The 9,926-nt window shown below is 63.5% G+C and carries 12 protein-coding genes and 1 pseudogene; 8 read left to right on the forward strand and 5 right to left on the reverse strand.

Annotated features, from left to right (window positions below):
* Positions 1 to 13: 13 nt before the first annotated feature.
* Both RIF85_RS12545 and RIF85_RS12550 read right to left on the reverse strand, forming a co-directional pair.
* Positions 14 to 1,432, reverse strand: coding sequence for an aldehyde dehydrogenase family protein (locus tag RIF85_RS12545; RefSeq protein WP_309072239.1), 1,419 nt, complete (start codon positions 1,430 to 1,432; stop codon positions 14 to 16).
* An 85-nt stretch (positions 1,433 to 1,517) separates the two neighbouring features.
* A complete protein-coding gene (locus RIF85_RS12550) occupies positions 1,518 to 2,441 on the reverse strand; it encodes a Rieske 2Fe-2S domain-containing protein (RefSeq protein ID WP_309072240.1) in 924 nt (307 codons plus the stop codon).
* 133 nt (positions 2,442 to 2,574) lie between these two features.
* On the opposite strand from RIF85_RS12550, the gene RIF85_RS12555 reads away from it, so the two are divergent.
* From RIF85_RS12555 to RIF85_RS12570, 4 genes are all read left to right on the forward strand, one after another.
* Positions 2,575 to 2,961 (forward strand): PadR family transcriptional regulator, encoded by a 387-nt coding sequence (locus tag RIF85_RS12555; protein WP_309072241.1) that lies wholly within the window; start codon positions 2,575 to 2,577, stop codon positions 2,959 to 2,961.
* Complete coding sequence (locus tag RIF85_RS12560; RefSeq protein ID WP_309072242.1) at positions 2,958 to 3,674, forward strand: hypothetical protein; 717 nt, start codon at positions 2,958 to 2,960, stop codon at positions 3,672 to 3,674. The genes RIF85_RS12555 and RIF85_RS12560 overlap by 4 nt, the downstream gene beginning before the upstream one ends.
* A 77-nt stretch (positions 3,675 to 3,751) precedes the next feature.
* Complete coding sequence (locus RIF85_RS12565; RefSeq protein ID WP_309072243.1) at positions 3,752 to 4,927, forward strand: VOC family protein; 1,176 nt, start codon at positions 3,752 to 3,754, stop codon at positions 4,925 to 4,927.
* 54 nt (positions 4,928 to 4,981) lie between these two features.
* Positions 4,982 to 5,110, forward strand: a complete 129-nt coding sequence (locus tag RIF85_RS12570; RefSeq protein ID WP_309072244.1) for a hypothetical protein — start codon at positions 4,982 to 4,984, stop codon at positions 5,108 to 5,110.
* 29 nt (positions 5,111 to 5,139) lie between these two features.
* Here the strand turns inward: RIF85_RS12570 and RIF85_RS12575 are convergent, their stop codons facing one another.
* A complete protein-coding gene (locus RIF85_RS12575; protein ID WP_309072245.1) occupies positions 5,140 to 5,388 on the reverse strand; it encodes a hypothetical protein in 249 nt (82 codons plus the stop codon).
* Between the two features lie 220 nt (positions 5,389 to 5,608).
* On the opposite strand from RIF85_RS12575, the gene RIF85_RS12580 reads away from it, so the two are divergent.
* Together RIF85_RS12580 and RIF85_RS12585 are read left to right on the forward strand one after the other, a co-directional pair.
* Entirely contained in the window at positions 5,609 to 6,595 is a 987-nt protein-coding gene (locus RIF85_RS12580; RefSeq protein ID WP_309072246.1) for a DUF5996 family protein, read from the forward strand.
* A gap of 6 nt (positions 6,596 to 6,601) precedes the next feature.
* Entirely contained in the window at positions 6,602 to 7,165 is a 564-nt protein-coding gene (locus RIF85_RS12585) for a dihydrofolate reductase family protein (RefSeq protein ID WP_309072247.1), read from the forward strand.
* 40 nt (positions 7,166 to 7,205) lie between these two features.
* Here RIF85_RS12585 and RIF85_RS12590 read toward each other — a convergent pair whose 3' ends face one another.
* Complete coding sequence (locus RIF85_RS12590; protein ID WP_309072248.1) at positions 7,206 to 8,090, reverse strand: PfkB family carbohydrate kinase; 885 nt, start codon at positions 8,088 to 8,090, stop codon at positions 7,206 to 7,208.
* A 181-nt stretch (positions 8,091 to 8,271) separates the two neighbouring features.
* On the opposite strand from RIF85_RS12590, the gene RIF85_RS12595 reads away from it, so the two are divergent.
* Positions 8,272 to 8,928, forward strand: a complete 657-nt coding sequence (locus RIF85_RS12595) for an HNH endonuclease family protein (RefSeq protein WP_309072249.1) — start codon at positions 8,272 to 8,274, stop codon at positions 8,926 to 8,928.
* Between the two features lie 170 nt (positions 8,929 to 9,098).
* Complete coding sequence (locus RIF85_RS12600) at positions 9,099 to 9,500, forward strand: EAL domain-containing protein (protein ID WP_309072250.1); 402 nt, start codon at positions 9,099 to 9,101, stop codon at positions 9,498 to 9,500.
* Here the strand turns inward: RIF85_RS12600 and RIF85_RS12605 are convergent.
* Positions 9,409 to 9,926 (reverse strand): annotated as a pseudogene (locus RIF85_RS12605) (LTA synthase family protein); the annotation flags it as partial. The gene RIF85_RS12600 and the pseudogene RIF85_RS12605 sit on opposite strands and share 92 nt — an antisense overlap.

Raw genomic sequence — 9,926 nt, forward strand, 5'->3', positions numbered from 1 at the left:
TCAGACAGCGCGGTCATGATCCGGATGCCTTCCCTGGTGCCTCAATGTGCACCACCTTGACGGTGCAGAACTCGTCCAGCAGTTCGGGTCCGTAGCCGAAGCCCTCACCGCTTTCACCGCGGGGCTGCGCTGAACCGCCGGGAGCACCGCCGAAGACGGCGTTGACTTTGACCGTTCCTACCGCGAACGTCGCGACTGCTTTCTGCGCGTTGGCGATGCGCCCGGTCAGGACGTTGGCTGCCAGCCCATACCGCCCGGCTGCCGCGAGTTTGAGCCCCTCGTCGAAGGTGCCCACGCGTGTTACCGGGGCGACGGGACCGAAGGTCTCCTCAGCCATGACGTCCATCTGCTCCGTGCAGTTGAGCAGGACGGTTGCCGGGTAGTGCGCTCCCGGTCCTTCCGGGATTTCACCGCCTTCGAGCACTTCGGCGCCCATCTTACGAGCGGCCTGTACCTGGCTGTCCACCGCTTCCCGCATGCGGCGGTCGACGAGCGGCGCAAGGACGCCGGGCTCGTTCCGACGGCGTGCTTCGGCGGCGAGGGCGGCGCAGAACTCATCGGCGATGGCGTCGTGGACGTAGATGCGCTCGACGGCGGTGCAGATCTGTCCGCTGTTACTGAACGCCCCGATAGCGGCTTGTTCGGCTGCCCAGGCGGGGTCGACGTCGTCGTCAATCAGGAGCGGGTCGTTACCGCCGTTCTCACGGATCACGTGGGCCCCGGTGAGCACCGCAGCGCGGGCGATCCGGGCACCGGTGGCGCTCGATCCCACATGTGCGTAGACGTCGATGCCGTCCTCGGCGGTGAGCATAGCTCCGACGTCGGGTCCGCCGGAAAGAGTGGTCAGCACTCCTGCAGGAAAGCAGGGCGAGAGCAGTTCCCCCAGCCGCTGACCGACGTGGGGACAGCGCTCACTCGGCTTGTGCACAACCGTGTTGCCGGTCGCCAATGCGGCGCCGATCAAACCGGCGGCGACGGCTACCGGGTCATTCCAAGGCGTCAGGAGCGCAGCGACTCCACGCGGCACGGTCACCGTGTAGTCGGAAGCCAGAGCTGAACCGCGGAGGCTGTGGCCGCGGTGCAGCGGGCCCAGCTCGGCATACTGCTCGAGCGTTGCGGCTCCGGCCTCAATCCCGGCGAGCGCCTCATCCCGGGGGCGGCCGGTCTCACGGCTGTTCAGGTCTGCGAGGTGATCGGCGCCGTCGCGCAGGGCACCGGCGGCCGACCTCAGCATCCCCGCCCGCTCGGCGGGCGCGACTGCAGCCCATTCGGGTTGAACCGCTCTGGCCAACTGGACGGCGAGCGCCACCTGTTCCCTGCCCGCGGACTCAACCGTTCCCACTTCACTGCCATCCCGGGGGTCATGGATGGTCAGGGTTGCGCCCTGCTCGGCAGCGCTTCCACGGGTCATCGTTTGGGGCTCGCTCGTCATTGCGCTCCTTCTGTCTCGCAGCTGTTGCTTCGTGCCAGAGGAGTACCCATTACGACGGCGTTTGACACAGTTGTCTGGTGTCGTTTTAGAAAGCTTCCCCACCGGCGGTAACCGGCTCGGTCCGGAGGGACCCGGGATCGGGGGCTGGGCGAACCTCCACCCTTCCATCGAGAGTGCGCACTTCGAAGGCGCGCTGGGGCCGCGTGGCGGGACCGCGGGCGATTTGTCCGTCGGTCAGGCGGAAACGGCTGCCGTGCCAGGGGCACTCTACGCAGCCATCCTCAATGGTCCCTTCGTGCAGGGGCCCTCCGCGGTGGGTGCAGCGATCCGACATTGCACGCAATTCACCGGCATGGCGGACCAGTAGCACTGCCACTCCCCCGGCGTCGACGCGCATGGGCTTGTCAGTGACGTCGTCCACGGCCGCCACATCGGTCCAGTTCGATGGCGCCACCTCAAAGGCGGTGGTGTCGGTTCCCACGCCCCGGGCGTAGGCGAGGTGTCCGCCCAGCCAACCGGACACCGACACCAGTCCCATCCCAAGGGCTGCGGTGAGAACGCCCAACCCGCGGGCATGCGTTTGACGCGCAACAGCACTTGCGGTGAAGAGGCCGAGGGCCGTGACGTTGAGACCCGCATGAACGAGCCCGACCCGGCGTTCTGCGCCCTGGGTGTCAGCCCAGTCGCTGAGGCCGGTCAGTGCGGTCGGCAGCGCGGCGAGATTCCCGATGACGATCAGCCGGCGTGCAGCGACCGCGGTTCCCTCATCCTTCGAGCCAACGAGGTCGAGGAAGAACGCGGACGCCCACGAGCCCAGGGGAAGGAGGATGAGGATCGGGTGGGCCGGGTGTCCGGTTCCCGTCCCGCTCAGCACGTCCTTGATAAGCCCGGGCTTCAAGTATTTGCCCACAATGTCGGCCACTGCATTGGCCGGTGCATCGAGCACCTCCGCCCGTTCTACACGGCCTATGACGTTCTCGAGCGCAGCATTGATGGTGGCCATGTCCATGACTACCACTCCTTCCGGACGGCGGGTCAGCAGATGACTTCGACGCTAGCCCAGGCGGCCCGGAAGGGGAAGGGAGCGCTGTCTCCGGGGGCAGCAGCTTTACAGGCTAGCTACTTAGACAGACAATATAGTCATGAACGTTCCGAGCGTTGATTCCCAAACTCAGGAAAGCGTGGACTGGCCAAGCGACTGGCTGCGGGCCACCCTGGGCCTCCTTGCCCTCCGGGCGCTCGCCGCCGGGCCCTCGTATGGCTACGCCATCATCAGCGATCTTGAGCGTAATGGGTTCGGCACCATCAAAGGCGGAACTTTGTATCCCCTTCTCACCCGGTACGAATCTGCCGGCTTACTCACCACGGAATGGCGTGCCGGCGACGCCGGCCCCGGCCGCAAATACTTCGCACTGACGGAGCGGGGGCGCGCGGAACTCGCTCGTCTGAGTGCCGACTGGCTCCGTTTCACCGAGACCAGTACCCGCTACCTCGACCACCAGCGCCTCACAAAGGAGACCCCCGCATGATGCAGCGCACCAGCGACAAGAAATGGTTCGACGAGCTCGTCATGGAGCTTCGTATGCGCCAAGTGCATGGGAGTGCCATCGGTGACACCATTGCGAGCGCCCGCGAGCTCCTCAGTGACACTGGGCAAGACGCCGAAGAAGCGTTCGGTTCAGCCCGGGATTACGCTGCCGCGCTCGACCTCCCGTCTGCGCCGAGGAATGACTGGATCAAGAAGGCACTCTGGCCATCGCTACTAGCGCTCCTGGCCTTTCTTGTCTTCAACCTGGCGGTGGTTTCCTGGACTCGATCCGAAGTGCTGCTTGTCTCACCTGCACAGCTGGCACTCCTCGCCACGCCGGTCCTGCTCATAGCATTGCTGCCGCTCTACCTTGAAGCTGTTATCCGACGCATCTGGGTCTGCGTGGGGATCAGCGCGATCTGCGCACTGGCCGGCCTGTTCTCTGCGTTTGCAGCTCCGACAGACCGGGTGGACGCATGGCTGGCGCTTCAACCGCTGCCCTGGCTTATCGGCAGCACCCTTGCCATGGTGGCACTTTCGATCCTGAACACCATCAGGTCATCCCGCTCAAGGGACGACGAGCGGATCACCGATCCACTCTCCACAGCGGGGAAAGGCAACGGACCAGGCGCCCAAGTGATGATTCACGTCACGAACTGGTTGTTCCCTCTACTCGCAGCCGCCACGCTTGGCCTTGCGTTGGTCCTCCGCTGAGCCTACGAATCGGTAGTACTGGGAATCGGTAGTACTTGCGGAGCAGATCGGCCGTAATCGGCGGTACAGTGCCGGGTATGAGTGAGGTCGGATCGGATTGGCGTTTCCTCGACGGAATCGCAATGGCGTGGTTCGATGCACGTTCGCTGACCGAGGGCGCTGCGCTGGCAGGGCGGATTCTCGAGGTGTCGCCTGACATTTCGGTCGACTTACGCCCGACAGGTGTGCGCGTGCGGCTTTCAACGAGCGGGGACGCCGAGGCGGTATCGGCAGCCGCAGGAGAGCTCGGGCTTGCCGCGAACCCCGCCGGCCTGCAGCAGGTCAGTGTCGTATTCGCATCCGCGAACCCCTCTGCCCTGAGCCGGTTCTGGCAGGGCGTGCTCGACTATGCGCCTGCCGAGGGCGGCGCATTGGCGGATCCTCTCTGGCGCGACCCCGGCCTGCGGATCCGGCAGTCGACCGAGCTGCGGCCCCTGCGCAATCGCATCCATGTCGACGTGGTGCGTCCGGCCAGGGCAGTGCAGCAAGCGAATCTTGGTGAGGCGTCGGGACCGTTCGGAGTCCGCCACAGCGACCCCGACGGCAACGAGGTTGACCTTGTACCGGGCGCGGAGCTCGACGAGGAAACGGAGACAGCTGATTGGCAGGCGGTATTCAGCGCGATGGCGTGCTACCGCGTCACCTCGCCCGCACAGCAGCATGCCCTGGCCACCGCAGCCTCGGCGTTAGCCGACGGCACGGGCTTCCCACTGTTGGTCGACCTGCGGCCAGGGCTGGTCATCCTCGACAGCGGTAAGGATCAATGGGAAGACGACGCCCACGGGCTCGGCCTCAACTTCACCGATCTCGCCGCGGATCTTCAGACGGCTGCACGCGAACTCGGGGCCTCAGCGGATCCCGGGCTGCCGCGCTTCACTCAGCTCTTTCTGGACGCAGCCGATGTCGGGGCGGTCCGCGCGTTCTGGGCCGCTGCACTCGGATACACCCCCGATACACGGGTCGGGGTCAGCGACATCTACGATCCGCGTCGACTGAATCCGGTGATGGTCTTCCAGGAGCTGGACGCTTCTGAGACGGACCGGCGTCGGCAGCGCAACCGTATCCACTTCGAGCTCGCTGTGCCGGCGGACCTCGCGCAACAGCGCATCGCTGAGGCCGTTTCAGCCGGTGGCCGCGTCCGTGGCGAGTCGGAGGATCGATGGCGGGTCGCCGACCCTGAAGGCAACGAGATTGTGATCGTCAGTGGCGTGTGAGTTTGTGGCCTGCGTGCGGCGACTTGGTGGACCCAGGACCCCTAAACTTTGCCCATGACAGCTGATGAAGAGAAGGACCCGCCCGTACCGTCTTACCTTGAGGGGGTCTCACTGAAGAGGATCCATGACGGCCAGATAGCCAACCAGCACGAAGACGACGACGAATCCTCACCGGAGGAATGAACTAGTCACCCTGGTGAGTCTCCCTTTGCTTACCTTCTGATCCGCCGTGGCATGGTTCTGGCGATGTAGGAGGCCGCGCCTCCGGCCACGATGATCGACACGGCTACCGCGCCCAGCATGCCGTAGAGGCCAAGAAGCGCAATCATCGGATCCGTCGAACGTTGAAGAAAGGCGAGTCCACCGGACAGCCCGATGACCCAGAACACAACGCAGGCCAGCAGGGCCGCCCCCGCTGCGATAACCGGCGGCTGGCGCCGGTACGATTTCCACGCGCTCATATTCCTATAGTGCGACTGCGACACGGCTTGCTGCGCGATTTTCGACTCCGTGTCGGTCACATCAAGGGCCCCTGCGGCGCTCCTCCCTGACCAGCGAAAGGGCGCCCTGTGCCCTATATCGCCCGCATCTCCATAGGATGTGAGCATCCTTCCTTCTCTACGGGCTGTGACCGTGTGCTTGATTGCGGATGGGAGACCCGGCGCCTTGTTGGAGGTGGCCATGATTGCGACGGAGGTAGCAGTGAACGAGCAGGCGACGAAGCAAGTAAACGCGACGGCGAATATGTGGCCCGAGCTAAGGGTTGACGACTGGCAGGACACGCAAGCCACCCTGCACATGTGGTTCCAGGTGGTGGGTAAGGTCCGGATGGCGCACGCGCCTCTGATCAATCACTGGTGGCAGATCCCCTTTTATGTAACACCACGCGGTTTGGGTACGTCCTCAATCCCATACGGTAACGGGGTCTTCGACATGGAGTTCGACGTCGTTAACCACCGCCTTCAGGTGCGCAGCAGTGCTGGTGGGGAACGGAGCGTCGCACTTGAGCCGCAGTCTGTGGCCCAATTCCACGCCCGGACGATGGAGGCGCTGGCCGAACTTGGGATCGAAGCACCAATCCGGCCGGTGCCAACCGAGGTGGACCCTGCTGTTCCCTTCGCGGAAGACCATCATCACGCGTCCTACGATGCGGCTTCGGTCACTGCCTTCTGGCGGCAGCTGCTCCAGGCCGATCGTGTCATCACCCGCTTCCGCTCAGAGTTCCTCGGCAAGGTGAGCCCTGTCCACTTCTTTTGGGGAGCCATGGATCTGGCTTGCACGCGCTTCTCGGGGCGCACCGCCCCGACTCATCCCGGAGGCGCACCAAACTGTGCCGACTGGGTCATGGAGGAGGGTTACTCCCATGAACTCTCCAGCTGTGGGTTTTGGCCCGGCGGCGGCGAGGAGGGCGCTTTCTACTCCTACGCCTATCCGGAACCCGAGGGTTACCGCGACGTACTGATCGACGTCGAGGGCGCGTACTACAGCGCAGAATTCCGGCAGTTCCTGTTGCCGTATGAGGCCGTTCGAACTGCTGAGGATCCGGACGCCGCACTGCTCCAGTTCCTACGGGCCACCTACCAGGCAGCGGCAGACCTGGGCGACTGGGACAGCGGCCTGTTGGTCGACCCGCAGAGGCTGGAAAAGTATGCGCGCCCTGGCCGGTAGTGACGCATGCGCAACCTGACTTTCGCCATGAACGCGAGCCTGGACGGCTATATTGCCGCGCCTGGGAACGACCTCGGCTGGAGCGTAACGAGCGAGGAGCTGTTCCAATGGTGGTCAGACCGGGTGGCTGCAACGGGCCTTGCGTTGTACGGGCGCAAACTATGGGAAATGATGAGCTCCGATTGGCCGACCGCCGACCAGCAGCCCGACGCCACCCCTGCCCGGATCAAGTTCGCCCAGCGCTGGCGCGACATGCCGAAGGTGGTGTTCTCCTCCACAACCAGCACGGTCGACTGGAACGCCCGACTTGCCACCGGTGACGCGGTTGCCGAGATCACCCGGCTGAAAGCCGACGACGGCGGCCCTATGGACATCGGCGGTGCCACGCTCGCCGCGGCGGCGATGCGGGCGGGGCTGATCGACGAGTACGTGATTGTTTCCCATCCGGTCCTGGTGGGCGGTGGCACCCCGTTCTTCACAGCCCTCGACAACTGGGTGAACCTAAAGCTCGTGGAAACCCGGACGTTCCCCCACGGCGTGCTCCTGAGCAGGTACCTGACCAGGCGCTAGGCGGCCTACCAGGCATCAATTGATAGTCCACCCAGCGAACTCACGGTGTCTGGATCACCCCTGACATCGGGTGTTCCAAGAGCACCGGGTGTAGGTGCTCAGTCTCAATGGCGATACGGGCTTGCGCGGCCGCCGCCTCGAGAGCTTGAGCCACCGCTGCACCGCGGACGGTGGCAGCGAGGAAACCGGCCATGAAAGCATCTCCTGCACCGTTCGTATCGACGACGTCGGCCGGAAGCGCGGATATCTCATGCCTGGCGCCATTCGCCTCCAAGGCGATCGCACCATCCGCTCCCCGTGTGCACACCGCCAAGCGAGGACCCCGTTCGATGCAGGAGCGCATCAGCTCCCATGGATTGTCGGTTCGATCATCGTTCATGAACAGCACATCGGAGGCACGCACGAATGGCTCATGGAAAGCAGACGAGCCGTCGTAATCATGCAGATCCACCCACAGCGGTGTTTGTCCGACAACCCCGCTTTCCAGCAGTAGAACGCCGAGTTCGCTCAGGTCAATCACAGCAACATCAGCTGCGGCGACCGTGGCTCCAGTGGATTGAAGCGTACTCGGAGATGGCGTGGACGGGACCGAAACATAGAGCGAAACCCGCCCGCCGTGATCATCCATGAGGTTGACGTGGCGCTCAGTGCGATCGGACGCTATCGGCTGCACCGTGACGCCGGCCGCGGTGAGCAGATCACAGACAAGCTCGCCGTCGTCGTCCGCGGCAAGAGGTGAGCACAGACGTACGTCAATGCCGAGACCCGCCAGGTGCAGGGCTTTCCCCGCAGAGGTTCCGCCGACCGTGTGCCAGGAACGCCGTGCGAACTGCATGTGGGGAACAGGCTCCGGAAGGCGGTCGAGGAGTATCAGGTGGTTCCATGAAGCAGGGCCACAGACGGCAACTACCGGATCACTACTCATGCCTCTATCCAAGCACGGCGGTTCCTTGAGCCCGCGCTGAGGCAGCAACCGCGGACCTCCGTCGACCACGTGAACCTAAAGTCTTGCCGAGTTTTCCCTCAAGTTGAGCTGAATGGCCGATTCCGGGTGCCAAGATCAGCTCAGCGCCCTACGGTGGGTGCTTCGATTTTGGGGGAACACCATGCGAATGAAATCTGCGCTCGTTGCTGCGCTCACGGCAGGGCTGCTGCTCACCGGCCTCTCCGCTCCGGCCCAGGCCGCGACGACCTATACAACCGATCTAAGGACCGCCGTCCGTGCCCTCCCCGTTGCCGTGGAGAATAACGTTGGGTACGACCGGAACCGCTACTTCGGGCAGTGGATTGACCAGAATAAGGATTGCCAGAACACCCGTCACGAGGTCCTTATATCGGAGAGCAAGGTTGCCCCGAAATACACAACCGTCAAGCCTTGCACTGTTGCAACCGGCAAATGGGTGACCACGTTCGATAACAAGACTCATACGTCGGCCGGCACCGTCCAGATCGACCACATGGTGCCCGTCCACGAGGCCTGGGGTTCGGGAGCCCGGAGCTGGACCCAGGCACGAAGGGTGGCGTTCTACAACGACCTTGGGTACGCCGGATCACTGAACGCCCAGACCAGTAGCCTGAACGCCTCCAAGCAGGCGTCAGGGCCTGAGCAGTGGATGCCTCCGGCGAACCAATGCGCCTACATCGCTCAGTGGACAGTTGTGAAAGCTCGGTGGGGAATGACAGTCGATAAGGCCGAGAAGGCCGCCCTGATCAAGTGGGCCGATAAGTGCGCCAAGGTGACATTGAGCATCACCAAGGCGTGAACGATCGTCCTCGCCAGACCCTCCGATTAGGGGAACACATGGCTGGTTGCCGGCCAGTGCCATGGCCATACCGGGCATTATTTCTACCCGGAGGACGCCGACGCTCAATGGCAGCTTCACCTTCGGGTTCACAGAACACCTCAGCAACATCATTAACGAGTATCGAAGACATGGTTTCTACACGGGTCATCGACGACTTCGGTGCCGGCCATGCGGGACTGGGGCTTCTGGTTGAGTTTCAACCAGACCTCATCAAGATTGATATGAAGCTCGTTCGAGGGATTGATAGCAGCCCTGCTCGACAGGCGGTCGTAACCGGCGTCGTCGGTATCGCTGACAAGCTCGGCATCACGGTTCTCGCGGAGGGCATCGAAACCGAAGCCGAGTTCCTGTTCCTGCAGGCTGGCGGCATCCGCTTGTTCCTGGGTATTGGTTTGCCAAGCCCGCTTTCGAGGAACTTCCGCGCACGAACGGACAGGGCTACTCGATGGCACTCTCGCCGTCCCAGGCCTCCTCATAAAACCGCGGGGAAGCCGAGTTCAACAGCTCAGCATAGGAATCAGGATTCATAGCCTGCGCGGAGTCAGTGGGAACAGTCGAGGCGAGACCGGACACACCCAGGCCTGCCTCCTGGTCCTGGAGGGCCAAGCCGGCCACCTCCAATATGGACGGATACATGTTCAGTTGATCCACGTCACCGAGCCATGTGGCGCTGCTGTCCGCGCCCGGAATCCAGATTCGGTTGAAGATGGTGCGGTTGTGGTTGCCGCTTAACTGTTCTTCGAAGGGGTCGCCGGTGCTCAACTGCTTGAGGTGGTCGCCCATGATCACGACCGCGGTGTCGTCAAGGTAGCCCTTTTCCTTCATGTGGTTCACAAAGCCAGCCACTTGGGTCATGGAGCAGGAGAACACCGAGGTGGTCGCGTCCTCCGTGTCCACGTCGCAGTAGTCGAAAATGTGCAGCGGCGCGTGTGTGTCCAGGGTCAACAATGTGAGGT

Source organism: Arthrobacter sp., assembly GCF_031179385.1.
In the GTDB taxonomy this organism is placed as follows: domain Bacteria; phylum Actinomycetota; class Actinomycetes; order Actinomycetales; family Micrococcaceae; genus Arthrobacter_D.